At 66.3% G+C, this 25954-nt stretch carries 25 protein-coding genes and 2 pseudogenes; 17 read left to right on the top strand and 10 right to left on the bottom strand.

Features of this window, described 5'->3' with window-relative positions; translation table 11 throughout:
* Positions 1 to 31: 31 nt before the first annotated feature.
* Entirely contained in the window at positions 32 to 1414 is a 1383-nt protein-coding gene (gene purB / locus IXW21_RS00225; RefSeq protein ID WP_194762566.1) for an adenylosuccinate lyase, read from the bottom strand.
* Positions 1415 to 1428: 14 nt separating this feature from the next.
* A complete protein-coding gene (locus IXW21_RS00230; RefSeq protein ID WP_194762567.1) occupies positions 1429 to 1926 on the bottom strand; it encodes a low molecular weight protein-tyrosine-phosphatase in 498 nt (165 codons plus the stop codon).
* 193 nt (positions 1927 to 2119) lie between these two features.
* Between IXW21_RS00230 and IXW21_RS00235 the strand changes: the two genes are divergently transcribed.
* Together IXW21_RS00235 and IXW21_RS00240 are read left to right on the top strand one after the other, a co-directional pair.
* Entirely contained in the window at positions 2120 to 2383 is a 264-nt protein-coding gene (locus tag IXW21_RS00235) for a hypothetical protein (protein WP_194762253.1), read from the top strand.
* Positions 2380 to 3750: a hypothetical protein gene (locus IXW21_RS00240; RefSeq protein WP_194762254.1), complete on the top strand. Its 1371-nt coding sequence runs from the start codon at positions 2380 to 2382 to the stop codon at positions 3748 to 3750. The genes IXW21_RS00235 and IXW21_RS00240 overlap by 4 nt, the downstream gene beginning before the upstream one ends.
* Here the strand turns inward: IXW21_RS00240 and IXW21_RS00245 are convergent.
* The 3 genes from IXW21_RS00245 to IXW21_RS00255 are packed head-to-tail and all read right to left on the bottom strand — an operon-like array spanning position 3713 to position 4730.
* On the bottom strand, positions 3713 to 4114 hold the full coding sequence (locus IXW21_RS00245) for a phage holin family protein (protein ID WP_194762255.1): 402 nt from the start codon (positions 4112 to 4114) through the stop codon (positions 3713 to 3715). The genes IXW21_RS00240 and IXW21_RS00245 overlap by 38 nt on opposite strands.
* A 44-nt stretch (positions 4115 to 4158) precedes the next feature.
* Complete coding sequence (locus tag IXW21_RS00250; protein WP_194762256.1) at positions 4159 to 4527, bottom strand: type II toxin-antitoxin system death-on-curing family toxin; 369 nt, start codon at positions 4525 to 4527, stop codon at positions 4159 to 4161.
* Positions 4524 to 4730 carry a ribbon-helix-helix protein, CopG family gene (locus IXW21_RS00255; RefSeq protein WP_194762257.1) on the bottom strand — a complete coding sequence of 69 codons (207 nt, stop codon included), beginning with the start codon at positions 4728 to 4730 and terminating at the stop codon, positions 4524 to 4526. The genes IXW21_RS00250 and IXW21_RS00255 overlap by 4 nt, the downstream gene beginning before the upstream one ends.
* A 64-nt stretch (positions 4731 to 4794) precedes the next feature.
* Between IXW21_RS00255 and IXW21_RS00260 the strand changes: the two genes are divergently transcribed.
* From IXW21_RS00260 to IXW21_RS18635, 8 genes and pseudogenes are all read left to right on the top strand, one after another.
* Entirely contained in the window at positions 4795 to 5862 is a 1068-nt protein-coding gene (locus IXW21_RS00260) for a histidinol-phosphate transaminase (protein WP_194762258.1), read from the top strand.
* 95 nt (positions 5863 to 5957) lie between these two features.
* On the top strand, positions 5958 to 7085 hold the full coding sequence (pdhA, locus tag IXW21_RS00265; RefSeq protein WP_194762259.1) for a pyruvate dehydrogenase (acetyl-transferring) E1 component subunit alpha: 1128 nt from the start codon (positions 5958 to 5960) through the stop codon (positions 7083 to 7085).
* Between the two features lie 11 nt (positions 7086 to 7096).
* The gene (locus tag IXW21_RS00270) at positions 7097 to 8062 is read left to right on the top strand and encodes an alpha-ketoacid dehydrogenase subunit beta (protein ID WP_194762568.1); all 966 of its coding nucleotides are present in this window, start codon (positions 7097 to 7099) and stop codon (positions 8060 to 8062) included.
* 36 nt (positions 8063 to 8098) lie between these two features.
* Positions 8099 to 9478, top strand: coding sequence for a dihydrolipoamide acetyltransferase family protein (locus tag IXW21_RS00275; protein ID WP_194762260.1), 1380 nt, complete (start codon positions 8099 to 8101; stop codon positions 9476 to 9478).
* Positions 9479 to 10197: 719 nt separating this feature from the next.
* Positions 10198 to 10947 (top strand): hypothetical protein, encoded by a 750-nt coding sequence (locus tag IXW21_RS00280; RefSeq protein WP_194762261.1) that lies wholly within the window; start codon positions 10198 to 10200, stop codon positions 10945 to 10947.
* Positions 10940 to 11173, top strand: a pseudogene (locus IXW21_RS18630) (helix-turn-helix domain-containing protein); the annotation flags it as partial. The gene IXW21_RS00280 and the pseudogene IXW21_RS18630, both read left to right, overlap by 8 nt.
* Positions 11174 to 12088, top strand: a complete 915-nt coding sequence (locus tag IXW21_RS00285) for an ImmA/IrrE family metallo-endopeptidase (RefSeq protein ID WP_323742123.1) — start codon at positions 11174 to 11176, stop codon at positions 12086 to 12088. It begins immediately after the preceding pseudogene.
* 694 nt (positions 12089 to 12782) lie between these two features.
* A pseudogene (locus tag IXW21_RS18635) lies at positions 12783 to 12974 on the top strand (zinc-ribbon domain-containing protein); the annotation flags it as partial.
* 381 nt (positions 12975 to 13355) lie between these two features.
* Here IXW21_RS18635 and IXW21_RS00295 read toward each other — a convergent pair.
* Both IXW21_RS00295 and IXW21_RS00300 read right to left on the bottom strand, forming a co-directional pair.
* On the bottom strand, positions 13356 to 15068 hold the full coding sequence (locus tag IXW21_RS00295) for an ATP-dependent nuclease (RefSeq protein WP_194762263.1): 1713 nt from the start codon (positions 15066 to 15068) through the stop codon (positions 13356 to 13358).
* 41 nt (positions 15069 to 15109) lie between these two features.
* Positions 15110 to 15568, bottom strand: a complete 459-nt coding sequence (locus tag IXW21_RS00300) for a hypothetical protein (protein WP_194762264.1) — start codon at positions 15566 to 15568, stop codon at positions 15110 to 15112.
* A gap of 402 nt (positions 15569 to 15970) precedes the next feature.
* Here IXW21_RS00300 and IXW21_RS00305 point away from each other — a divergent pair, with 402 nt between their 5' ends.
* The 3 genes from IXW21_RS00305 (at position 15971) to IXW21_RS00315 (ending at position 18719) form a co-directional block, all read left to right on the top strand.
* A complete protein-coding gene (locus tag IXW21_RS00305; protein WP_194762265.1) occupies positions 15971 to 16924 on the top strand; it encodes an ATP-grasp domain-containing protein in 954 nt (317 codons plus the stop codon).
* Positions 16921 to 17553 (top strand): hypothetical protein, encoded by a 633-nt coding sequence (locus IXW21_RS00310; protein ID WP_194762266.1) that lies wholly within the window; start codon positions 16921 to 16923, stop codon positions 17551 to 17553. The genes IXW21_RS00305 and IXW21_RS00310 overlap by 4 nt, the downstream gene beginning before the upstream one ends.
* 251 nt (positions 17554 to 17804) lie before the next feature.
* Positions 17805 to 18719: an aldo/keto reductase gene (locus IXW21_RS00315; protein ID WP_194762267.1), complete on the top strand. Its 915-nt coding sequence runs from the start codon at positions 17805 to 17807 to the stop codon at positions 18717 to 18719.
* Here the strand turns inward: IXW21_RS00315 and IXW21_RS00320 are convergent.
* The gene (locus IXW21_RS00320) at positions 18710 to 19651 is read right to left on the bottom strand and encodes a DMT family transporter (protein WP_194762268.1); all 942 of its coding nucleotides are present in this window, start codon (positions 19649 to 19651) and stop codon (positions 18710 to 18712) included. The two genes, IXW21_RS00315 and IXW21_RS00320, sit on opposite strands and share 10 nt — an antisense overlap.
* Before the next feature lie 71 nt (positions 19652 to 19722).
* Between IXW21_RS00320 and IXW21_RS00325 the strand changes: the two genes are divergently transcribed.
* Positions 19723 to 20625 carry a LysR family transcriptional regulator gene (locus IXW21_RS00325; protein WP_194762269.1) on the top strand — a complete coding sequence of 301 codons (903 nt, stop codon included), beginning with the start codon at positions 19723 to 19725 and terminating at the stop codon, positions 20623 to 20625.
* A gap of 117 nt (positions 20626 to 20742) precedes the next feature.
* Here the strand turns inward: IXW21_RS00325 and IXW21_RS00330 are convergent, their stop codons facing one another.
* Together IXW21_RS00330 and IXW21_RS00335 are read right to left on the bottom strand one after the other, a co-directional pair.
* Positions 20743 to 21282, bottom strand: a complete 540-nt coding sequence (locus tag IXW21_RS00330) for a 2'-5' RNA ligase family protein (protein WP_323742124.1) — start codon at positions 21280 to 21282, stop codon at positions 20743 to 20745.
* A 141-nt stretch (positions 21283 to 21423) separates the two neighbouring features.
* A complete protein-coding gene (locus IXW21_RS00335; protein WP_194762270.1) occupies positions 21424 to 22644 on the bottom strand; it encodes an ROK family protein in 1221 nt (406 codons plus the stop codon).
* Between the two features lie 125 nt (positions 22645 to 22769).
* On the opposite strand from IXW21_RS00335, the gene IXW21_RS00340 reads away from it, so the two are divergent.
* Genes IXW21_RS00340 through IXW21_RS00350 form a run of 3 tightly spaced genes read left to right on the top strand, consistent with a single transcriptional unit; the run spans position 22770 to position 25902 of the window.
* Positions 22770 to 24071 carry an ABC transporter substrate-binding protein gene (locus tag IXW21_RS00340; RefSeq protein WP_194762271.1) on the top strand — a complete coding sequence of 434 codons (1302 nt, stop codon included), beginning with the start codon at positions 22770 to 22772 and terminating at the stop codon, positions 24069 to 24071.
* Complete coding sequence (locus tag IXW21_RS00345) at positions 24068 to 25024, top strand: carbohydrate ABC transporter permease (RefSeq protein ID WP_194762272.1); 957 nt, start codon at positions 24068 to 24070, stop codon at positions 25022 to 25024. The genes IXW21_RS00340 and IXW21_RS00345 overlap by 4 nt, the downstream gene beginning before the upstream one ends.
* Positions 25024 to 25902 carry a carbohydrate ABC transporter permease gene (locus tag IXW21_RS00350; RefSeq protein WP_194762273.1) on the top strand — a complete coding sequence of 293 codons (879 nt, stop codon included), beginning with the start codon at positions 25024 to 25026 and terminating at the stop codon, positions 25900 to 25902. Before IXW21_RS00345 ends, IXW21_RS00350 begins: the two co-directional genes overlap by 1 nt.
* Positions 25903 to 25954 lie beyond the last annotated feature (52 nt).

Raw genomic sequence — 25954 nt, forward strand, 5'->3', positions numbered from 1 at the left:
GGGGCCGAGCGGGGTCAGGATGCGCGGACGATTACGTCGCGAGCTGCTCGGCGATGCCCGTGTAGGTCGCAGGGGTCAGAGCCAGCAGACGCTGCTTGGCGGCATCCCCGATCTCGAGCCCCTCGACGAACGCGGCCAGGTCTGCGGCACCGACGCGGTGACCGCGGGTGAGCTCCTTGAGCAGCGCGTAGGGGTCGGTGATCGACGAGCGCCCGGCGACGACCTCGGCACGGATGACGGTCTGGATCGCCTCGGCGAGGACCTCCCAGTTCACGTCGAGGTCGGCGAGCAGCACGTCGCGCGACAGCGAGATCGCGTTCAGTCCGCGGCGCAGGTTGTCGATCGCGAGCAGCGAGTGCCCGAACGCGACGCCGATGTTGCGCTGCGTCGTCGAGTCGGTGAGGTCGCGCTGCAGACGGCTCGTCACCAGCGTCTGGCCAAGGGAGGCGAGCAGTGCGCCCGAGATCTCGAGGTTCGCCTCGGCGTTCTCGAAGCGGATCGGGTTGATCTTGTGCGGCATGGTCGACGACCCGGTCGCTCCGGCGACGGGGATCTGCGCGAAGTAGCCGAGCGAGATGTAGGTCCAGATGTCGGTGGCGAGGTTGTGCAGGATGCCGCCGGCGTGACGCACGCGGTCGTAGAGCTCGACCTGCCAGTCGTGCGACTCGATCTGCGTGGTCAGCAGGTTGAAGCCCAGACCGAGGCCCTCGATGTACTCGCGCGAGATCGTCGGCCAGTCGGCGACGGGGTCCGCCGAGAGGTGCGCAGACCAGGTGCCGGTCGCGCCCGAGAACTTGGCGAGGTAGTCGGATGCCGCGATCTGCGCGCGCACGCGCTCGAGGCGCCACGCGAAGACCGCGAGCTCCTTGCCCATGGTCGACGGGGTCGCGGGCTGTCCGTGCGTGCGCGACAGCATCGCGGCGTCGGCGTGCTCAGCAGCCAGCTCGCGCAGCTTCGCGATCACGACGTCGAGGGCCGGAAGCCAGACCTCTTCGACGGCGCGCTTGACGGTGAGCGCGTACGACGCGGAGTTGATGTCCTCGCTCGTGCAGGCGAAGTGCGTGAGCTCGGCGATCGCGTCGAGGCCCAGCGCCGACAGGCGGTCGCGCATCAGGTACTCGATGGCCTTGACGTCGTGCTGGGTCACCGCTTCCTTCTCGGCGAGCCAGTCGATCTCGGCCTGGCCGAAGTCACGGTAGAGAGCGCGCAGGCGCTCCTTGTCGGCATCCGACAGCGGGCTCGTCTCGAAGAGCGAGCGGTCGGTGAGGGCGATCAGCCACTCGACCTCCACCTCGACGCGAGCGCGGTTGAGGCCCGCCTCCGAGAGGAAGTCGGCGAGTCCGGTGACGGCACCGCGGTAGCGGCCGTCGAGCGGGCTCAGGGGCTGCGGCGGGAGCGAGGGCTGGAAAGTCAGGGGAATCCTCCTGATCAGGCCCCGAGATCACGGGGCGTGCGGGGCTGGCGAAGGGCCGGTTCGAGCTGGCGGAACAACCCGCGGGTCGCCGCCTCAATCATACCGAGCACCGAATCGAACATCTCGGGGCCCGCGTAGTACGGATCGGGCACGTCCTGCGTCGAGGCCGCGGGGTCGAAGGCGAGCAGCAGGGTGACCTTGCCCTCTTCGTCTTCGTCGCGGGCCCATTCGCGGAGGTTGCGCTCGTGCGTGCGGTCGAGCGCGACGATCAGGTCGTTGTCGGCGAACGAGGCGAACGTGAACTGCTTCGCCCGGTGCTGGGAGCCGTCGTATCCGCGACGGGCGAGGGAATCGAGTGTGCGATGGTCGGCCTGCTCGCCGAGGTGCCAGTCGCCCGTGCCGGCGCTGCGCGAGACGATGCGTGACCCCAGCCCCTGGCGCTCGGCGAGATCACGGAAGACGACCTCCGCCATGGGGGATCGGCAGATGTTCCCCGTGCAGACGAAGATCACGCGAAAGGGATCCGGGGATGGCACTGTTCCATTGTGCCGGTCGAGGGCGGATCGCGCGATGCGAGAATCCCGAGCGCGGCGCGGGCTCCACCCGTTCTGCACATGCAGTCGCATCGAGAGCGGCGTTCACGCGGTCTGGGGGTTCGGGCTCCCCGCAGCTCGACGGGCGGTGCGAATCCCGGATGCTGGGCGCATGAACTCCATCGCACTGACGCAGATGTCCGCGGCCGAGGCCGAGTGGGCGAAGAATCAGGCTGCCCGCGAGCTGCGCGCGGCCGTCGACGCACTCGACGACGCTCGGGCATCGTTGAGGGGGCTGGCTGACGACACCGCCTGGCAGTCCGATGGCGTGCGAGCGATGCACGACGCCCTGGCCGACTACGGGCGGCGCACCCACGCCGAGGCATCCGACACGCAGGGGCGCGTGCACGAGGTGGCAGGGATCGACGTCTCGTGAGCGGGATCGACATCGGGCATGGCGGCGTGATCTCGGTCGACCCCGACGTCCTGCGCGCGGTCGCACGGCGGATGGATGCCGTCGCGTCCCGCTTCGACGACGCGCAGGATGCGATCGCGCGGGCATACCGGGTGATCGTCGATGCGCCGGGATTCAGTGCGTACGTCGACACCGTCTCGCTCTGGTCGTCGGGGGTGCGGGTGTCGCGCCTGCAGTCGGAGTGTCAGGAGACCACCGCGAGCACGCGGCTCATGGCCGACGTCTACGAGTACGTCGAGCTGCGAGCCGAGGCCGAGATGCTCGCGCGAACGGATCCGGCCACCGCACACCGCCTCACGGTTCAGGCCGACCGGTTGGCAGCGCGCGATGATCGCATTCCCGACATCGCGCAGCAGCTCGAGGCGCAGTGGGAGATCGACAGGTTCGAGGGGCTGTTCCCGGCGCCGTTCCTGCCGGCCGTCTACGGGCCCGTCTTCGCGGCCGCGGCGGCCGCCGGCGCCTTCTCGGGATTCGGGAAGGTGACCCCCGGCGAGACGCTGACCGGAAAGAGCGACCCGGTGACGGTCGCGCCGGTGAAGACGTCGACGCCCGCGTCGGCCCCGGGCGGCCTCGCGGCCGCGCTGAAGCGCATGCCGACCTCCGACGGGGCGCAGATCGCGGTCGAGAAATACACGTTTCCGGACGGCAGCACGAGGTTCGTCGCATTCATCAAAGGCACTCAGAGCGTGGGATTCGGCGGTGCGGAACCGTGGGACATGAAGTCGAACGTCGAGCTCTATCAGGGGCAGCGATCGGCCTCCTATCAGGCCACGGTCGAGGCGCTCAGGGCGGCGGGAGCAGGCCCCGGCGATCGGGTCGACGTCGTCGCGCACTCGCAGGCCGGCATGGTGACGGCGCATCTCTCCATGGAGAGCGAGTTCGACGTGCAGGTGCAGGTCACCGCCGGCAGTCCGGTCGAGCCGACTCTCGACGACGATCAGACCATCGTGCAGCTCCGGCACACCGATGATCCCGTTCCTGCTCTCAGCGGAGGGGGCTCGCCCGAGGGCACGGGATCCTCCGACAGCTTCACGGTGTCGCGTCAGGCTGATCCGGGTGCCAGCGTCGGTGACATCGTGCTCGGCCAGCACCTGCTCGATTCCTACACCGAGACGGCGGGAATGGCGGATGCGTCAGGAGACCCGCGCGTCGAGAAGCTCGACGGGTACTGGCAGGAGCTCGATCGGGCTGTGACGATCGAGCGGACCGAGTTCCACGCCGAGCGTGTGCAGGACGAGCCGCGCGATGCTGCGGCCGACGCCGCGACCGAGGCGCCGCCCGACGCCGGGATCAGTCGCGAGCGCGCTTCCGCTGCGGGCGCAGGATGAAGCCGAAGACGCCGTTGATCAGCGAGATGATCAGTGCCGCCAGAACGCCCCACCAGAAGCTTCCGACGGTGAGCCCCCAGCCGAAGCCGCTCGTGATCCAGGCCGTCAGCCACAGCAGGAAGCCGTTGATGACGAACCCGATCAGTCCGAGCGTGAGGATGTACAGGGGGAAGGCCACGATCTTCACGACCGTGCCGATGATCGTGTTCACCAGGGCGAAGATCGCGGCGACCGCGAGAAGGGTGAGCACGAGCTGCAGCGTCTCGCCCGGCGCGAATGCTCGGATCTGCACCTGCAGAGCGGGGATCAGCGTCACGACCCACAGGGCGAACGCGTTGACGACGACTCGGATGATGAAGCGCATGGTCAGGCCAGTCTCCCATGAGGGCGATGGGATGTCAGAGCGGATCACCCCGACCGGGTGTGTTCGGCGAAGGTTGCCGCGATCTCCTCGAGCGGAGCCATGCTCTGTGCAGTGCGCAGAACCAGGTCGAAAGCCGTGTCGAGGTCGATATCGACGACAACGCCGTTGAGCTCGAGAAACGTCATCGTCATGACCCAGGCGAAGCGCTCGTTTCCGTCGAACAGAGGATGGTTCTGACTCAATGACGACAGAAGCGCGGCCGCCTTCACCTCGATCTCGGGATACGCCTCCACGCCGAACATCGAACTCGACGGGCGGGCGAGGGCAGAGGAGAGCAGCCCGATATCTCGAACATGCAGTCCGAAGTCCTCGAGGATCCCGACCGCCTGCGGGAGCTCGAGGTATCGGGTCACGCGTCTTCCAGCTTCTTCAACAGGGCCGAGTATCGAGTCGCGACGCCACGGGCGATCTCGACCGCCTGCTCCGTCGTGACCTCTTCACGGAGGAAGCGATCTGCCGCCTCGATCAACAGCGCATGCTTCGACGTATGACGCCGCTCGGCGAGCGCGTTGAGCTGCGCATCGAGTTCCTCTGGGAGCCTGACGGTCATTGCCATACCAAAATGGTACTACTTCCGAACAAGAGCAGTCAGAGCCGGCGGAATCCATAGACTCATCCTTGTGACCGATCCGATCCTGCCGCGCATCCGCCCCGCCATCGCCGCTCTCGCGCCGTACCGCCAGGGCAAGCAGGCCGGCCCCGACGCCTTCAAGCTGTCGAGCAACGAGAACCCGTTCGAGCCGCTGCCGTCGGTCGCCGCGGCGCTGCAGCACACGACCCCGATCAACCGGTACCCGGATGCGACGGCCGGCCGCCTGCGCGAGCGACTCGGCGCGCGCTACGCCGTCGAGCCCGATCAGGTGCACGTCGCCGCAGGCAGCGTCTCGATCCTGCACCAGCTGATCCTCGCCACAGCATCCGTCGGCGACGAGGTCGTCTACGCGTGGCGCTCGTTCGAGGCGTACCCGAGCCTGCCGCTCGTCGCGGGCGCCACCGGAGTGCAGGTGCCCCTGACCGTCGACTCGCGTCATGACCTCGACGCGATGGCGGATGCCGTCACCGAGCGCACCCGTGCGATCATCCTGTGCACGCCGAACAACCCGACCGGTCCGATCATCACGAGCGACGAATTCGCGACATTCGTCGAGCGCGTGCCCGCCGACGTGCTGATCATCCTCGACGAGGCGTACGCCGAGTTCGTGACCGCACCGGACGCGGTCGACGGTCTCGCCGAGCGGGTCTTCGAACGGCACCCGAACGTCGTCGTGCTGCGCACCTTCTCGAAGGCCTACGGTCTCGCCGGCCTGCGCATCGGCTACGCGATCGGCAACGAGAAGGTCCTCGATGCCGCGCGCACCACCGGCATCCCGCTCTCGGTGACCTCGGCGGCGGAGAACGCGGCCATCGCCAGCCTCGACGCCGAGAGCGAGCTGCTCGAGCGCGTCGCCGTGATCGTCGAGCGGCGCACTCGTCTGCTCGAGGGGCTGCGCGCACAGGGCTGGGATGTCCCCGACTCTCAGGCCAACTTCGTCTGGCTGCCCACGGGTGAGCGCACCGACGAGGTCGCTGCGGCGTTCGTCGCGGGCGACCTGATCGTGCGGCCCTTCCCCGGCGACGGCATCCGCATCTCCGTCGGCGAAGAAGAGTCGGTCGCCCGCGTCCTCGACGTCGCCTCGACCCTGCTCTGAGCGTGCGCTGACCGCCGTTTCTCCGGTTTCCCGGGAGATGCGAGGACGTCCTAGGTATGCGTGACCGGGCATGCGCGCGGCGGTAGCGTGGCAGCGTGACCTCGTCAGAGACTGAACTCGTCCGCGTCCTGGAGAAGGACGGCCGTTTCGCACCCAGTCCGTCTGCCGAGAGGTATCTGCCGCTGATCGAGGCGATCAGCGATGCGGAGCTCGAGCAGTTCTACCGCGACATGGTGACCATCCGCGCGATCGACACCCAGGCGACCAACCTGCAGCGCCAGGGACAGCTCGCCCTCTGGCCGCCGAGCCGTGGCCAGGAGGCCGCGCAGGTGGGGTCGGGCCGTGCCGCACGCGCACAGGACACGATCTTCCCGTCGTACCGCGAGCACGTCGTGACGCGCATCCGCGGAGTCGACCCGCTCGACATCATCAAGCTCATGCGCGGCGTCTCGCACGGCGGCTGGGATCCGACCGACCCGAAGAACGGCAACACCCGCCTGTACACGCTGGTGCTCGGCTCGCAGACGCTGCACGCGGCCGGCTACGCCATGGGCCTGAACTTCGACGGACGCTCGGGCACCGGCGACCTCGACACGGATGAAGCGGTCATCACCTACTACGGCGACGGCGCGTCGAGCCAGGGCGACGTGCACGAGGCGATGGTCTTCGCCGCCAGCTACCAGGCGCCGACCGTCTTCTTCCTGCAGAACAACCACTGGGCGATCTCCGTGCCCGTGGCGACCCAGTCTCGCGTGCCGCTCGTCGAGCGCAGCGCCGGCTACGGCATCCCCAGCGTCCGCGTCGACGGCAACGACGTCCTCGCCAGCTACGCCGTCTCGCGCACCGCTCTCGACGAGGCGCGCAGCGGCGGTGGACCCCGCGCCATCGAAGCCGTGACCTACCGCCTCGGCGCGCACACCACCAGCGACGACCCCACCAAGTACCGCGGCTCCGACGAAGAGCAGTCGTGGGCAGAGCGCGACCCGATCGACCGCATGCGGGCGTTCCTCGAGAGCAGGGGAGCGTCGGCGCAGTTCTTCGCCGACGTGGATGCCGAGGCCGCCGACGCTGCCGAAGACCTGCGTTCGCGTTCGGTGGAGCTCGGACCGCCGACGGTCGACAAGATGTTCGACCACGTCTACAGCGAGCCTCATCCGCTCATCGCGGAGCAGAAGGCCTGGCACGCGCGCTACGAGGCATCGTTCGAAGGAGACGCCCAGTGACTCTCGAGACCATGCCCTTGAGCAAGGCGCTCAACGCGGGCCTGCGCAAGGCGATGGAGGACGATTCCAAGGTCCTGCTCATGGGCGAGGACATCGGCAAGCTCGGCGGTGTCTTTCGGGTGACCGAGCATCTGCAGCGCGACTTCGGCGACCGCCGGGTGCTCGACACCCCGCTCGCCGAGTCGGGGATCGTCGGCACCGCGATCGGGCTCGCGATGACCGGATTCCGTCCCGTCATCGAGATCCAGTTCGACGGCTTCGTGTTCCCCGCGTTCGACCAGATCACGACGCAGCTCGCGAAGCTCACGAACCGCCACGAAGGCGCACTGAGCGTGCCGATCGTCATCCGCATTCCGTACGGCGGACACATCGGCGCCGTCGAGCACCACCAGGAGAGCCCCGAGGCGTACTTCGCGCACACCCCGGGTCTGCGCGTGGTCTCCCCGTCGACGCCGAACGACGCGTACTGGATGATCCAGGAGGCCATCGCCTCGAACGACCCCGTGATCTTCATGGAGCCGAAGAGCCGCTACTGGACCAAGGGCGAGGTCGAGCTCGACGCGTCGGCTGCCCCGCTGCACTCGTCGCGCGTCGTGCGCACAGGGTCCGACGTGACCCTCGTCGGACACGGCGCCATGGTGACGACACTGCTGCAGGCGGCGGCGCTCGCCGAATCCGAGGGCACCAGCTGCGAGGTCGTCGACGTGCGCTCACTGTCGCCCATCGACTACGAGCCCATCCTGAACTCGGTGCGCAAGACCGGGCGCATGGTCTACGCGCAGGAGGCGCAAGGTTTCACGAGCATCGGCAGCGAGGTCGCGGCGACCGTCATGGAGCGCGCCTTCTACGCACTCGAGGCTCCGGTGCTGCGCGTCTCGGGCTACGACACCCCCTTCCCTCCTGCGAAGCTCGAGGGCTCCTACCTTCCGGATGCCGACCGCATCCTCGAGGCCGTCGATCGCTCGCTGGCCTACTGACCCTCACCCTGATCTCGCCGTTCCGAAAGGACCGAAATGAGCACGCAGAACTTCAACCTCCCCGATGTGGGCGAGGGCCTGACCGAGGCCGAGATCGTGACGTGGAAGGTCGCTCCCGGTGACACCGTCGCGATCAACGACGTCATCTGCGAGATCGAGACGGCCAAGTCGCTCGTCGAGCTGCCGTCGCCGCACGCCGGTGTCGTCGGCGAGCTGCTCGCCGCCGAAGGCACGACGGTCGAGGTCGGCTCGCCGATCATCACGTTCGTGACGGACCCTTCGACGAGCTCAGGGACCCAGGGAGGTGCGGCCGGACCCGGCGTGATCGCGACCGCCGAGGCCCCAGCGCCCGAAGAGGGCGGCGGCTCGGTGCTCGTCGGCTACGGCTCGGGAGGCGGCGCCACCTCACGCCGCAAGCGTCCGGCCGAGCGCCCGGTGCGCTCGTCGGTCGGCGTGATCGCGAAGCCTCCGATCCGCAAGCTCGCCCGCGACCTGGGCGTCGACCTCACGACCGTCACGCCGACCGGTGCCGACGGCGAGGTGACGCGCGACGACGTCATGACGCACGCGCAGCAGGCCAGCGTGTTCCGCAACATCGAGACCCCCGAGTGGGGTGCTGTGCGCGAAGAGACCGTGCCGGCGCCGCAGAATGCCCCGGCCGGCCTCGCCCGTGGAGTGTCGGCGTCGCCGGCATCCGCCTCCGGTCAGACCGATGACCGCACCGAATCGATCCCGGTCAAGGGTGTGCGCAAGGCGACGTCGTCGGCGATGGTGCAGAGCGCCTACTCGGCCCCGCACGTCACCGTGTGGAAGGAGATCGACGCGAGCCGCACGATGGAGCTCGTCAAGCGGCTCAAGGCCTCGCCCGACTACGCCGACATCCGCGTGTCGCCGCTGCTGATCATGGCTCGTGCCGTCATCTGGGCCGCTCGTCGCACCCCGATGGTCAACGCCGCGTGGATCGAGACCGAGGGCGGCGCCGAGATCTCGGTGCGCCACTACGTGAACCTCGGCATCGCCGCGGCCACGCCCCGCGGGCTACTCGTGCCGAACATCAAGGACGCACAGGACCTCAGCATGAAGGACCTCGCCCGCGCCCTGAACCGCCTCACGCTCACCGCCCGCGAGGGCAAGACGAGCCCTGCCGATCAGCAGGGCGGCACTATCACGATCACCAACATCGGCGTGTTCGGGATGGATGCCGGCACACCGATCATCAACCCCGGTGAGGCCGGAATCGTGGCGATGGGCACGATCAGCCAGAAGCCATGGGTCGTCGACGGCGAGGTGCGTCCCCGCTGGGTCACCACGGTCGCCGGCTCCTTCGATCACCGCGTGATCGACGGCGACGGCATGAGCCGCTTCATCGCCGACGTGGCATCTGTTCTCGAGGAGCCCGCGCTGCTCGTGGAGTGATGTGAGATGACCTTGAACCCGCGCCAACGGAGCACTCAAGTTGCTCCTGAAAATCAGATCTGCTCCAGATCTGGTAGTTGCTCCATGGAATCACTGGGATCTCCACAAGACGTCGCCGGAGGGTCCTGATGACAGAGCGAGTTCCTCGTAAGCCGCCGGCGGCTCTCGTGGATCAGTGGCCGGACACGCCGACCATCGATCCAGCAGCTGAGACAGCACGCCGATTCGTACTCAACCTCCACGATGCTCTCGGAGATCGAAGCATCCGCGGCGTCGCGCGTGATGCCGGGGTCAACGAGCGCACCATTCGCCACATACTTGCCGGTTCCGTGTGGCCCGACCTGCACACGATCTCAAATCTCAAAACTGCCCTCGGCCGAGCGCTCTACCCATCGCGGTGAGGGCGGGAGGCCGTGACTGTCGCTGGCCGTGCACTTGTTGGCCGCACTACCCGCCCTGACTCAGTCATACGGCGAGGCGACGGCGCCGGGGTTGAACACGTCGACCAGATCGCCATCGTCTCGCGGTTTACGTAGACATCGCATCCACTGTCGCGTACACCGCATCGACCCGGTCACTTGAGAGGGCTGACGCCTCCTCGCGTGGCACTACAGAGATCTTGACTCGGCCGTGTCAACTCGGGTGAAGCACGCCGCGCGGTGGTGACACACCAACGCCAGTGTCCGATTTTTGCCGGAACATGAAGTTATAGTGTTCGCATGGGGACGAACCGTGAAGGGGACGCGATGCAAGACAACGAGGGGCGCCTGTGGGCCGTTGAGACGTTCGGTGCCGACGGGGTGCAGGTCCGGACCTTGGCCCCGGTCATCGTTCGCGAGTGCCACGACAAGCTAGCTAACGCCCAGGTCGAGGCGGATATGGAGCACCAGGGTGTCTACGGCAACATCTGGCACCGGTGCCTGAAAGAATTCGCATCCCAGCTTGGCCGGCTTCCCTCGGCGGAGCGTGTCCCGGTGCCTGGCGCTGGTTACTCGGTGGTCGCGTTCGGCGATGTCGTCCTCTTCCCGTGGCGGTACTCGCGCGACGCGGGGGTCGAGATCGGCTCCCGGAAGTTCGCGGTCTCGGACGCACGCGTCTCCCTCTTCCGCACCGTCAACGACAAGCGCGGTCAGCAGCTTGACCTGGGGTTCGAGCACCCCGAGCTGACCGCGGAGGAGATGGAACTCGTCGACAAGCAACAGCACGAAGCGCTCGACGCGGTGATGCATCAGTACTCGCGCGTCGTGGTCGTCGGCTATGCGAGCAACTCCTCCGGCCTGCACAATGTCATGTGGGGTGAAGCGAGGCTCGGCCAGGACGGCTTCCTGGTCTTCTCCACCAGCGAATCGCTCATGGAACTCGCCTCGGCCGCTCTCGTCCACGTCAACGCCGAGGAGAGTTTCGACAGCGGAGACGTGCCCACCGCCATCCTGGAGGTGAAGGAAGCGCAGGGAGGGTCCGATGACTGAATGGGAGCCACCTCTCTCACTGTTCTCGTCCATCGACTCTGCCGTCGCCGGCGGGACCTTCGACGCGGAACGTCTGACGCAGGCCCGCTACGCCGCCGGCCTGTCCAAAGCAAAGCTGGCCGACCAGATCGGGGTGACCCCCGCTGCCATCGGACAGTACGAGTCGCGGCAGATGAGTCCGAGGGCAGACGTCCTCGCCTCGCTCAGCGAAGTGCTCGACGTCCCCGTGGACTTCTTCACCCTCACCGTCGGGCGACCGCTCACCCGTGTGGACGGGATGAAGGCCCACTTCCGAAGCCTGCGGTCGACCACGACCCGCGACCGGCAGAAGGCGCTCGCGTTCATCGAGCAGGTGTGGGAGCTCGCGAACGCGTTGGAGCGGCGGGTGCGGCTTCCTGACCTCGCGCTGCCGCCTGATCTCGACACCACCAGCCCTGCTGCTGCCGCGCAGGACCTGCGGGCGCGGTGGGGGTTGGGGGTGAAGCCCATCAAGCACCTAGTCGCTCAGCTGGAGACCCGCGGGCTCATCGTGTCGATCTTGTCGCTGGCGAGCGCCGACGTGGCTCGTGTGGGCGCCTTTTCTACCTCGCACCTGCCGCGGCCCGTGGTCGTCATCACCCCGGAACGGGCGATGTCTGTGTACGTGCATCGGTTCACCGTCGCGCACGAGCTCGGGCACCTGATCCTGCACCGTGACGCGGCGCCGGGCGACCCGCAACAGGAACGTGAGGCAGATCAGTTCGCCGCTGAGCTGCTGACCCCCCGCGCGCAGATCATCAATATGTTGCCGCGCACAGTCAACTTGCCGAAGCTCGCCGCCCTCTCCCAGCACTGGGGAGTGTCCGTAGACTCGCTTCTCATCCGGATGAAGGAGACGGGAACGGTATCCGAGGTGTCGGTGCGCCGTGGCTATCAGCGCCTCAATCAGCTCCGAGCTGCAGGTGGTGACCCAGCAGAGCCGGTCTCGAACTTTCCCGGAGAGATGCCGAGCATGCTCAGGCAAGCCGCGACGCTCGCCGACGCGACTGGGTACTCCATCGCGCACCTAGCCCGCGAGCTCAGATGGAAGCCCGCGCGAGTGCGCGAGGTGCTCGGCGTGGTGGACGAGCGTCCTCAGCTTCGCATCTTGCCGCCGGCGTAGCTAAGTGTCGAGCGTGACCGGCTGTGACGAGCTGCATCACATCCCAGATCTCACTGCATCGATGTGACTGGACACCTTTCGATAGTGTGCCGAGCATGAAGAAGCCTGATGACGTCTTACTGCTTGTCTCACTCGTACTGAGCGGGGTGGTCATCGGCGGAATGTCCGTTTTTCTGTTCTCGAGAGGTTGGACCGCCGAGTGGGTGGAGACGGCCGGGACCTGGGCGGGGGCTATAGGTACGGTCCTTGCCCTGGTGTGGGCGGTCCGAGTGTTTCGGTCAGAGCAGCGACGCAAAGCCACGCAAGAGCTGGCTGACCGAAGGTTCGCAGCCGAGCGAGTCGATCTGCGGCTCGTGGGTGGAGGTTCGATACACCCCAACCTACTGACGGATGGCCATATCGAGTTCTTCAACGATTCGGACTCACCCGTTCGAATCACTCGGGTGGACATCCCCACTCTCGAATTTAAGTCGCGGTTGCCGATCCCGATTCGATTGCGACCCCTCGGCGGCTGGAAGGAACACTTCCAGCCAGTCGCGCCAGTTCAAGTGGAGAAGGGAGAAACCGCTCAGCGCCCGATCCTCAGCCACCCATGGACAATGGAGTTTGAGTGCCGCGGGGAGACGTGGCGCCTGAGCTCGGATCGCACATTGGTCAACCAGAATGCAGTTGACTAGTCCACTTCTCTAGGAACGGCAGGTTCACCCCCGACAGCATCACGGCGGGATCGAGTGAACGCTTGTCCTGGATCTGTGAACTCGGCCACGACTGGCCCGCCGAGGTACGGAACCTCGCTCGGGGCTCACGATGCCTGTATTGCATCAACAAGTGGGTGTGGGTGGGGTTCAACGACATGGCGACCACCCGGCCAGACATGGCCGACTAGCGGGCAGCAGAAGGCTCGAGGCGCCAGCTGCCAGGACTGCCTTGCGGAGCGCATCGAGCGAGAACGGAAGCAGGTGCGAGCTGCAGCAGGAGTGTTGTCGCCTTCAATGATGCTGGGTCGGCTCGAGCGTACGTCTCGGCAACGCCAAGCGCCTCCTGCAAGCACCCGAACGTGATCTGGTCGCGCAGCTCTTGGAACTCACGGTTCACGTGACCGCATCTCAGTATGGGGCGCACGGTGACGGCGCCGGCTAGAGACAAGGTCGCCGACCTGATGCACAATGAAGACATCGAGAGTCAGGTTGTTGTCGGCCCCCGTGGGCCAGCCGCCGAACTCCACATTGCCAGCCCGCCGTCGGGCTGAGCTTCTTGGGTAGGGATTCTAGAGGAACGCCGAAGTCGGGACGCTCTCAAGAATCTTCACTACTTCAGCATCGAGCCAGCGAGCCAGCGCTTGCATATGGGGCCCGGGATCGCTTCCCTCACGAACGGCTTTCGCCAGTAGCGGCTTCTTTTCTTCGAGAACCTTGCGCTTGACCGCGTACCTGGCGTTGGGAAGGGCGTTCTCGAGGCCCAGTTTTGCTGACGTGACGACTGTCTCGATTAGATCAGTCGACAGGAACCGTTCTATGCCTACGAAGGTCTGATCCAACTGAGGGTTCGCGACGGCCTCGGGCGGGACAAGACAGACGGAATGAGGATGAACCGCGAGCACCTGGTTGTACTTCGGCGCGTCGGAATCCTCCCAGTCGCGAAGAACCAATACAGGGGCGGACAACGGGCGGGAAGCAACCACCTGCTTGTTGTACTTCAGGTACTGGAGCACGCTGTCGCCCCCGATCTCGTCGCCGAATGCAGCGCTTGGAGACAGCAACCGCCATCGTGGTCGAAGACCTGCTGCTTGAATCGCTGCGCGAATATGAACCTCGTCGAACTTTCCCTCGACAATCACGATGGGTTCGTTCGGATGTGTAAAGAGCGGATGGGCGAACGAAGTCACCGATGCGCGCATGCTGGCTTCGAGGGCTTGGCGCGCTGTCAGCTTTTCGTAAGCGGTGTCCGGATTCTTCGATGCGAACCAGGCGTGATTCGCCACACGCACGAACTCGTCCTGATGCGTAGTTACGAGCACCTGGCGCTTCGCGTCCGTCGAGTACGCATGGAGATCGGTAGAAAACTGTGCGCGAAGTGCGGCATGAAGAAAGGACTCGGGCTCCTCCATCGCCCAGACACTCGCCTGGACCCATCCGAAGCCGCCGCCCCGTCTCGTACGGTCAGCCAAGTCGAGCACATGAAGCAGCATAAAACTCTGCGCCCCCGAGCCTTCGAACTCGGGAGAGCGTGCAACATCGCCTTCTGCGATTGCGTTCACGCCCATCGTGAAGACGAGGTCGGCGAAATCACCAGGTAGGTCAGGTTCAAGCGCGAGCCCAGGAAGACCCTGGCCGAGTGCTGTTGAGGTATCGCCGAACATCCGGCTTCCCATGTCCCGCAACTCGGTCAACAGCACATCCACGGAAGACTCTCTGTAGGCCTTTGTGGACCGAAGTCGCGAGACAAGGTTCGAGCGGAGAGGTGCCAGCTCCGACTTGATGAGGTCTGCCGCTCGAGTGTGATTTGGTACGTAGACGAAACGAACCGCTCGAATGTGAGCCAACACGGATGCTAGGGCGTCGCCGGCTGCTTCGACGAGAGACTCCCGGTCTGCGCCGAATTGAAGAGTGTCAACGACCGTGGTCTTGTCAAACCCCAGACTCCATTGCCTGCGAATGAACAACTCGTCGCTTATGCCCGATTCCGCATGGAATGCCTCCTGGCCTCGAACCTTGAAGTCTTCACCGATTCGCAGTCCGACCGTAACTGAGATCGTCTTCTTCTTACGCTTGGGTGCGAAGCTGCTGAAGTCTTCGGTCATCACGAGAGTCGAGCGGTGCTCGTCTAGGAACCCATTGAAGAAGAGGTTCAGAGCTCGAAGAATATTCGACTTCCCGGCGCTATTGAGCCCAACGATGGCGGCGTAGTCCTCGAGCCCTTCAAGACTTGCCGAGCGAATCGAGCGAAAATTCTCCACGCCGACATAGGTGATGACCGTCATTAGTCCTCCGGCTCGACTGGGCTGGGCGGCGCTCTCGCGACCTAGCCTCGTCGTGGCGATTGCGATAGCGGCTTTGCAACGAAGATAGACGGCTCGTGCCCGACACCGCCAATCCGACCATGCTCCATGAGTCCGGCTCGACGCCAGAACCCATCCTGATCTGAGAAAACCACGAGCTGGTGCTGGGGCCACATTTCTCGGAGAGTTGCCACCGCCGCGCGTCCAATGCCGCAGCGGCGGCGGTCTCCGCGCACTTCAAAACGACTGATCTCTAGCGTCGGGTGTCGCGCATCGAAGTCGGCAATGGGCACTTGAATCTTGTGCTCGAGGATGACTGAACGAGCCACCTCTTCGTCCTCGACAAACGCAACGAGAAACTTCGGCTGCGCACTCATCGCCCAACCAAGATCTGACCACCAGTCACGTTCGTACCCCGGAACGCTCACGTCGAAAGCCCCGTTTACTCGATGAAGTTCTACGATTGCAACTCTCTCAGTCATGGGACAAGTGTGCATGGTGCGGCAAGTTGATCCACGACCGACGGCTGATGCAGCCGAGGACATGTAGTCTGCAGGCATCGACGGAGAAGGAGATAGCAGTGGGAAGTTCTGAGTCGCTGTTCACGACGCTCGCATCGGCGAACAGCAATCCGCGGCCGCGCCCTCAGCCTCAACCGTCCACCCTCACGGCAACCGTCGAGACGTCGGATCACGGATACGGGTATGGCGTAGCGCTGGTGGCGGGGCGCTGAACTTGGCATCCGCGACGCTGACCGTTCCGTCCCTCTACTCTGTTCTCGCGGTGGCTGCACGTCAGGATCTGTCCGGCGGTCGTGCGACAGCCACGATGACTGAAACGCTCGAAACCAGCGACAGTGACGAGTCTGTTTCGCATCTGCTTCGATGAAGCGTGACGCCACCAGCACGCCACTGATCGTTGGCGACATCGATGACCCACACGTCCAATCGGTGCGCGCGGCGCTGATCTCGCGAGACGCCGCGCCCGTGATCCTCGACCTCAATACCGTGATGAGCGCCGGTCTGACCATCTTCGAGGATCGCGCGGTAGTGAGCATCGACGGAGAATGGATCGAGACGAGTCGACTGCGAAGCGGGTGGCTGCGGCGCATGCACCGTGCGCAGTGGGGTCTCGGGGTGGAGACAGGAACTGTTGAAGCGCTGGAGCTCGGAACGTGGCACTCCGCCTACTCGTGGATGCTGGACGATGCCGAGATCCAGTGGGTAACGTCTCCGCGGAATCTGCGCAAAGCGGAAGGGAAGATAGACCAGTGGCGGGCGGCTCGGCAGCTGGGTGTTGACTACCCCCACACGATGTTGACCACCTCGGCGCAGGCCGTTCGCTCCGAGTATCAGTGCGAAGTCATTGTCAAGCCTCTCGGCTCTGGTCAGTTCCTCGACGGAACTCAGATGAAGACTGTCTACGCCGAGTCGATGCTTCCGACCGATCCTCGTCTCGAGAACCTCGGCAAGGCTCCATTCATCGTTCAGGAACGCATCAAGGCGAAGCGACACTGGCGCGTAGTTACCGTTGGTGCTCAGGTGTGGGCTGGTGTCCTTCCTGTGGAACCCGGGGACCCCGCCGATTGGCGCCGAACAGCCGAGAACCACACCTCGTTCGAGGAGCAGGGCGACGTGAACGCCGACATCGCCAACGGAGCGATTGCCGTCGCGGGGCACTTCGAGCTTGGCTACTCCAGTCAAGACTGGGTAGAGACTTCCGAAGGGCGCACCGTTCTGCTCGACGTAAACCCCTCAGGTCAATGGCTGTTCCTCCCGGAGCGCGTCGGGGAGGAGGTGGCGATGGCGCTCGCAGACCGGATCGCGGGAGCGATATGACGTCCGATGCCCTCATCGAGGGACGGATGATGCTGAGCACGATTGCCGGGCTATGGTTCGGGCGGAAGGTTTGGTTGCCGAAGGACCCGAAGCCGGCTGACAGCAGTTGGGTGGATGGAACGCACCGCAGGAACATCGACGGAATCACTGACCTCTACCGAGGACGTCTAGCGAGTGAGCGGGCCGGCATCGAAGCAGTGCGACGACGGGCCGAGTTTGCCCTCACCGCCGTCATCGCTGCCGCAGGACTGAGCGCCAGCGGATTCGAACGTCTGATGGCCGCATCGGCGTTCAGCTCGCTTCCGCTCCTTTTGTGGCTTGGCGGTCTCGCGGTCGAGATCTTCGCGATACTGGTTTTCGCAGGGGTCGCGGTATCGAGCAAATCGATAGGCGAGGTGGACGTTACCGCGTACAGCGCCATGAAACACGGAACGAGAGAGGAGCTTCGACAGTACGTATGGGCCACCCAAGTGACTTCTCGTACCCGTCGCGCTGTAGTGACGGTGTTCAGGGATGCGTTCCTTGTGGCCTTGCTCGGACTCATGCTGTTCGGTGGGGCTCACCTCGCGGCGTGGATGACGCCCGTTCCCGCTGACCCTCCCGTGGTCGTGAACGTCGTGACTCCCTGAGCGTGGCAGGGGGCTTGGCCTGGGCGCTGGAGTCCGCTCCAGCGGGCTCGCCGTCAGAGTTTCGCACTGGAGCATCTTTTCTGACGTGAAGGCCGCGTACCCAGTTCGACGGTTCTCACTGATTGCATGGAGCAGGCGCTACTTAGTTGATGCAGGTCGGAGGTCACCTCATAAGTGATGGCGGATCGTGCGGGGATACAGTGGCAGCAGAACCGCGACGACCGGCCCCCCGACAGAACGGACTCCAGCGGATGAAGATCGAACCCACGCCCATCACCCTCGGAACCTCCGGCCTCGGCCGGCACTCGGAGCCGGGGTCCGCCGAGGAGAGAGCGGCCGTCGAGGTCGCGATCGACCTGCTCACGAGCCGACACGGGTTCGTGGACACCTCGAACAACTACGCCGGCGGTCGCTCCGAGGCCGTGCTCGGGATCGCGCTGCGCGAGCTCGGGATGGACGGCTCGCGGGTGATCTCGAAGGTGGATCAAGACCCGGAGACCGGTGTGTTCGACCGCGACCGCGTGCTCCGCTCGTTCGAGGAGACCACCGCCCGGCTCGGGGTCGACCGCCTTCCGCTGTTGCACCTGCACGACCCGTACTCGGTGTCGTTCGAGGACACGATCTCGATCGGCGGCGCGGTGCAGGGTCTCATCGAACTCCGGAGCGCGGGCGTGGTGGACGCGATCGGCGTCGCGGCCGCTCCGGTGCCGCTGATGGCGAAGTACGTCGAGACGGGCGTGTTCGATGCCGTGCTGATCCACAACCGGTTCACGCTCGTCGACAGCTCGGCTGAGACGGTGTTCGCCGACGCCAAGGCCCGCGGCATGGCCGTGTTCAACGCGGCACCGTTCGGTTCGGGACTGCTCGTCAAGGGGCCGCATGCCGGTGCCCAGTACGCCTATCGACCTGCCACCGAAGAGCTGCTGGCGTGGACCGAGCGGCTGCAGCTTCTGTGCGCGGAGCACGGGACGTCGATGGCCGCCGCAGCGCTGCACTACTCGCTGCGATCGCCACTGGTCGACTCGACGGTCGTCGGGGTGTCGTCACCGCATCGTCGCGAGCAGCTCGACGAGCTGGTGCAGGCGGAGGTTCCGGAAGGGCTGTGGGATGCCGTCGAGAGCCTGGGGCCGGCGCCCTCCCCGGTGGACGACAGCGACTACGCCTGAACGCTCTCGCTGTTCAGCTGCGCGACCGGCGCCTCGAGCGCGCGGTGCCGGTGGCGTCGCTCGATCGCCTGCCCGGCGTAGGACGCGGCGACGATGAGAGCGGCGCCGAGCAGGCCGACGGCGCCGACGCTCTCCCCGCCGAGCACGATTCCGACCAGGAGTGCCCAGACCGGCTCTGTGCCCATGAGGATGCTGGCGCGCGTCGCCGAGGTGCGCCGCACCGCCCAGAGCTGAACGACGAACGCGAACACCGAGCACATCAAGCCCAGGAACAGGACGTTCGCCCACCCGAAGACGTCGAGTCGGGCGACCGCCGCGGGCAACTCCGCTCCTGCGACCAGTGATGCCGTAGCCGCGCAGACGATGAGCTGCACCAGGACGACCGCGAGAGTGCTGTCATCGCGCCCGCGGGTCAGCCTGGCGCTCGCGGTCACGTGAAACGCGCGGACGACCGCCGCCGCGACCACCAGGGCGTCGCCTGCGTTCGGCATCCGCAGCCCGCCGTCCGATACGAGAAGGGCGACCCCCACCACGGCTGCGACCGCCGCGACGAAGTACGAGCGCGGAAGCCATGACCGTGCGGCGAGACTCTCGAGCACCGGGGTGAAGATCAGCGCGAGGCTGATGAGCAGGCCGGCGTTGGTCGCCGAGGTGAGATGCACGCCCCAGGTCTCGAGTCCGATGATGGCGGCTTGAGAGAAGCCGAGCACGACGGCCACGGCGAGGCCGCGACCGCGCGGCATCCGCTCCCTGCGCGCCGCGCAGATCAGGCCGAGAGCGACCGCCGCGACGAGGAACCGGAGGGCGACCGCGGGGGCGACTCCGATGTCGAGCGCGAGACTCTTCGCAGCGACGAAGCTTGCTCCCCAGACGGCCGCGACGGCGATCAGCAGAACGTCGACGAGCAGGTCAAGAGGGTGACGGCGAGGCATTACTCCAGATTCTCGGCTTTCTCGATGAAGAGCCAGACTCAGTTGCTTAGCCATCCTTTAAGGTTGCCCTTATGGATCCCGCCCACCTCCGCCTGCTGCGCGAGCTGCGGGATCGGGGCAGCGTCACGGCGGTCGCCGGCGCCCTCGGCATCTCCGCCTCGGCGGTCTCGCAGCAGCTCTCGACGCTGCAGTCGAGCGCGGCGCTGCCGCTCACCGCGCGGCGAGGTCGCGTCCTGACGCTCACCGCGGCGGGCGAGGCGCTCGCCGCGGCGAGCACCCGTGTCGATGAGGCACTCACGGCGGCGCGTGATGCGGTGGGCGCTCTGCTCGACGCGGGCGACCGGCCGGTTCGGCTCTCGTCCTTCACCAGTGCGGGTCTCGCACTGTTCGGACCCCTGGTGCGAGAGCTCGGTGGCACTCCCTCGGTGCACCTCGCCGATGAGGACGTGGCGCACCGGGACTTCCCCGGCCTGACCGCCGACTACGACCTCGTGATCGCGCATCGGCTCGCTCACGATTCGCCCTGGCCGCTCGATCGTGTCGTCGCGACGCCGCTGATCGACGAACCGCTCGACATCGCGCTGCACGCCGAGCATCCTCTGGCGAATCGTGCGCAGATCGACCTCGACGATCTGGTGGACGAGGACTGGGTGTCGGTGCATCAGGGATTCCCGCTCGCCGGCGTGCTCGATCATCTGGCGGCGCGGGCCGGGCGGCCCTTTCGCATCGCACACCGCATCAACGAGTTCTCGGTGACGGCCGAGGTCGTCCGCGCCGGGGCGGCCATCGCCATCATGCCCCGCACGACCGCCTCGTCTCTGGCCGTCGACGGGCTCCTGCTGCGGCCGCTGGCCGGTATCGAGCTCGTGCGTCACCTCGATGTGCTCGCGCGGCCCGATGCGCTCGCCTACACCTCGGTGCGACGCGTGCTGCGTACGCTGCAGGTCGTCGCGGCGCGTGTGCAGCACGCCTGAGGGCGGGGAAACGGAGACCGATCGGGCGGATGCCGGCGCGTCGTGTGCCCGACCCGCGGGCACACGAGCTATTCGTCTGCGTTGTCCAGCTGGCCCGACGGACGGCGCCGGGGACGACTATGGGCGCCGCAGGTCAGCGAGGGTCGTGGTGAGCGCGGTGCCGGGATCCCAGTGCCGCACGGTGGCGGCATGAGCGCGGATGTCTCCGCCGACCAGCTCGAGCGCGGCCGGAAGATCGGCGATGCGCAGCCGGCGGGCGAGGGCGACGTGCGGCATCCACTCGCCCGGTGCGGTGTGCGGGGCATCGTCGCCCGACCCGGCGGCGGCGAGGATCGTCTCGCGAAGACCGAGCAGCTCTGCACTGGGAACGATGCTGCGTGCCAGCACACGCCGCTCGCCGGTGCCGAAGAGCAGGGGAGCGCCCAGCGTGACGGGGAACGACGGGATGCCGGCCAGGACACCCGGGTCGAGTGGTGACAGGTCGACGCGCGCGACAAGTGTGACGTGGGGTCGGTTGCTCGCCGACGTGTGCCTCGCGAGGCTCGACATTCCGCGGGTCGCAAGTGCATCCCACTCGGCCCGGATCGCGTTCTCGGCATCCCGGTCGAGGAGCAGTTCGATCGCCGCGGGGGAGATGCGGGGCTCTGGTTCGCGCACGGATCGATTATGTCGCGACCCCCGCCCGGCATCCGCCCGGGAAAACCCAGGCCGTTCCTGTCAGGGTCGGCGGGTCGTACCTCGACCCGCCGGGTTGGGCACGGATGGTCCCCGTTTTCCGACGAGAGACACGCCGCGACGTCAGCTCACCGCGGTGAGCCGCCGCTCCGCGAGCAGCGGCACGGCGACCTCGCGCGCGGCGCGGCGTGCGGTCGTGACGGCTCCGACCGACACGACCTCAGCACCGAGCGTCGAGGCGAGGATCTCGGGTGCCGGCAGGTGCAGCTCGGTCGGCAACACCTCGCGCGCGGCGGAGACGACGGGTGCGACGCTCTCGGCGACAGCGCCGCACACGATGACGCGCAAGGGGTCGTACATGCTGCCGAGCACGCCGACCACGCGGGCGAGCGTCGCGCCGACGCGCGACGTCGCGAGCAGTGCGTCGACATCGCCCGAGGCTGCCGCCGTCAGCACGATCCGCGGGTCCACCCGCTTCTCGGCCGCGAGTCGGCCGATCGCCGAGTCCGGGTCGATCTCTGCGCTGGCGACGGCGGCCCGCACCTCGTCCTGCAGGGCGTAGCTCAGGCCGAAGGCTGATCCGACCCCCACGATGTGGTCGAACACGATGCCCTCGCCGACCCCGCCGTGCGCGCCGTGCAGCACGTGGCCGTCGACGACGACGCCCCCTCCGAAGCGCTCGCCGGCGAGCAGGGCGACGTAGTCGCGGCATCCGACCGCCGCCCCCACCGATCCTTCGGCGATCGCGGCGAGCTGTGCGTCGTTCTTGATCTCGACGGCGGGCGCCCAGTCGGCCAGCGCCTCGGCGAGGCCCGGATTCGTGCGCTCCCAGAAGCCGTCGGGATGCGGGGGAGAGATGCCCGCGCGGTTCACCGGCGCCGCGACGCCGACGCAGATCGCGAGAATCGACTCGTGCGAGACGTCCGCCTCGGCGAGCGCCTGCTCCATCTGTTCGAGGATCGTCGCACGCCGTGTCGATGCCGACTGGGTCGAGTCGATGTCGGTGCGGTGGTGCACGAGAGTGCGGTCGAGCAGGTCGGCGATCGTCACGGCGACGTGGTTGTCACCGGCATCCACGCCGATCACCACGCCGAGATCGGATGCCAGCACGAAACGTCGTGCGGGCCGCCCGGCGCGGTAGCTCCCTGCTGCTCGCGCATTGGGCAGTTCGTGCAGCACCTCGGCGCGGACGAGCGTGTCGATCGCGTCGATCGCGGTGGAGCGGGTCAGCGAGGTGGCGGCCATGACCTCGGTCGCAGTGAACTCGCCTGCCGTCCACGCGAAGTCGAGCACGGTGCCGACGCTCGCGCGTCCGGTGCCGAGACCTGCGGATACTTCTGTCACGGGTCTTGACCTCACTCTCGTCCAGATGAGAGAGTACCGTTCATCGAAGTAAATTCGCTCACTAGATTTAGTCTGCGGATCTACAGGACGAAAGGACAACGGTGTCTCCGAAATCTCCATCCCCGGTGCGAATCGTGGCCGGCGCGGCCGCGCTCGTGCTGGTCGGGGCCGGGCTGGCCGGCTGCTCGACGTCAGGCGGTGCCGAGACGATCCGCTTCACGTTCAACAAGCGTGAGGCGATCGGTTTCATGACCGATCTGGTCTCTCAGTTCAACTCGTCGCAGAGCGACGTGCGTGTCGAGATCGACACGTCGGGTCCCGACGTCATCTCGGCGAGCTTCGTGCGGGGCAACCCGCCGGACCTCATCCTCGGCAACTACAACTATGAGATCGCGCGCTTCGTGCAGCGGTGCGCCATGAGCGATCTCTCCGGCACGGATGCCGCGGCATCCGTCCGCGACGACCTGCAGCCGCTCATGGATCAGTACGGCTCGTGCGAGGGCCGCACCAGCGCCCTGCCGTACTCGGTGATGGCCGCATCGGTCATCTACAACAAGGAGATCTTCGACGCTCAGGGGCTCGAGGTGCCGCAGACCTGGGACGAGCTGATCGCCGTGTGCGACCAGCTGAAGGAGGCGGGCATCGACCCGTTCTACGCGACCTTCAAGGACGACTGGACGGTCGGTCAGGGCTGGTACGACTACTCGATCGGCGGCTCGGTCGACACGATCGAGTTCTTCGACGCGATGGCCGAGGAGGGGGCTTCCGTCGGTCCCGACTCTCCCGTCTCGTTCGAGCAGGACTTCGCCGAGCCCATGGAGCAGATGATGCAGCTCGCTGACGGCTATACGAACGAGGATGCTGCGAGCCGCGGATACGGCGACGGCAACCTCGCCTTCAGCAAGGGCGAGGCCGCGATGTACATGCAGGGCCCCTGGGCCTTCAGCGAGATCGCCAAGACGGCGCCCGACCTCGAACTGGGCACCTTCCCGCTGCCGATGACCGATGACCCCGCCGACCTCGGCGTGCGCGTCAACATGGACCTGGGCGCCATGATCCCCGAAGGATCCACGCACCAGGAGGCGGCCCGGGAGTTCCTCGAGTACCTCTACCTGCCCGAGAACATCGAGGCGTACAACGAGTCGCAGCTCGGCTTCACGCCGACGAAAGACGCCCCGGCTCCGAATGACCCGCGCATCGAGGGGATGATCGAGTACTACGAGAACGGCCAGATCTATCAGGGGCCCTCGGTGCTCGTACCCAAGACGATCCCGGTGATGAACTACGCCCAGGCGATGGCGCTGGGTGCCTCCACCACCTCGACGCTGCGCACCATGGACGCGGACTGGGCACGCATCGCCTTCCGCGCGCCGATTCCCAAGACCGATGATGCGGCATCCGGCGAGACAGAGGAGTCCGCACCGTGAGCACCACCACCACCTCGAACACCACGAGGCCGAACAGCCCGACGACCGACACGACGTCGATCGTCACGGGGCAGGGGCGCAAGCTCCACCGTCGCAAGGGGCGCGTCGAACCCATCTACTACCTGTTCCTGCTGCCGACGCTCGTGATCTTCACGCTGGCGATCACGGTTCCGGCCGTCATGGGCATCTTCTTCAGCTTCACCGACTCGATCGGCATCGGCGAGTGGAGCTTCAGCGGACTGACCAACTACATCGCGATGTTCAGCGATCCGGCCATCCTGCAGAGCTACCTGTTCACGTTCGGGTTCTCGATCGCCACGGTGATCACGGTCAACGTGATCGCGTTCCTGCTCGCGGTGGGGCTGACCTCGCGCATCCGGTTCAAGACGGGCCTGCGCACGATCTTCGTGATCCCGATGGTGATCTCGGGCATCATCATCGCCTACGTCTTCAACTTCCTGTTCTCGAACTCGCTCCCCGCCGCGGGTGCCGCCGCCGGTATCCCATGGCTCGAGACGAGCCTTCTCGCCAATCCCGACCTGGCCTGGGTCGCGATCGTGATCGTCACCGCCTGGCAGGCCGTGCCCGGCGCTCTCTTGATCTACATCGCAGGGCTCCTGTCGGTTCCCAGCGAGGTCTACGAGGCTGCGAGCATCGACGGCGCGAGCAGGACGCAGCAGCTGACCCGCATCACGATCCCGCTGGTCGCGGGGTACGTGGTGATCAACGTGATCCTCGGATTCAAGGGGTTCCTCAACGCCTACGACATCATCGTCGGACTCACCAACGGCGGCCCCGGCACCTCGACCCGCAGCGTCGCGATGACGATCATCGCGGGCTTCAACGGCGGCGACTACGCCTACCAGATGGCGAACGCGACGATCTTCTTCATCGTCGCCGTGCTCATCTCCCTGCTGCAGCTCTCGCTGACCCGCGGAAGGAACACACTCTGATGTCGACGCAGACACTCACCACCATCCCGGCCTCGGGCAAGAAGCCCCGCACTCGCATGGAGCGCGTCAACTGGTCGACCACGATCATCCTGATCCTGTGCGCCGTGACCGTGCTGCTGCCGCTGTACGTCACGCTCTCGATGGCCTTCAAGACGACCGGTCAGGCCGTCGACGGCAACGCGTTCTCGCTGCCGGCCCCCTTCAGCATCGACGGCTTCGTCGAAGCATGGAACCTCACGAAGTTCCCGGTCGGCGCGGGCATCTCGCTGCTCGTCACGGCCGGAACGGTGATCGCGACGATCGTGCTCGCGGCCTTCGCGTCGTACGCGATCGTCCGCAACTGGGACCACCGCCTCTTCCGCTGGTCGTTCTTCTACCTGCTGGCCGCGATGTTCATCCCCTTCCCGGTTGTGGCGCTGCCGCAGATCCAGCTGACCGGACGCGTCGGACTGGACAATCCGTTCGGCGTGATCATCCTCGCGACCATGTTCCAGCTCAGCTTCAGCGTGCTGCTCTTCACGGCGTTCCTGCGGTCGATCCCGCTCGAGCTCGAAGAGAGCGCCCGCATGGACGGGGCCTCGACGTGGCAGACGTTCTGGCAGCTGATCTTCCCGCTGCTCGCACCCATGAGCGCCACGGTCGGCATCTTCGCCTTCCTCTACGCCTGGAACGACTTCATGATGCCGTCGCTGATCATCTCGGACCCTGCGATGCAGACGCTGCCGGTGCGGCAGAACCTGTTCCAGACTCAGTTCAGCAACAACTACAACGTGTCGTTCGCCTCGTACCTCATGGCGATGGCCCCGGCGATCCTCGCCTACCTGTTCACGCAGCGCTTCGTCATGGAGGGCGTGACGCAGGGCGCCGTCAAGGGCTGACGCTTCGACAGGCTCAGCGACCCATCGGTCCCTGAGCCTGTCGAAGGGTCGC

Origin of the sequence: Microbacterium sp. UFMG61, assembly GCF_015354505.1 — a bacterium.
Classification (GTDB): domain Bacteria; phylum Actinomycetota; class Actinomycetes; order Actinomycetales; family Microbacteriaceae; genus Microbacterium.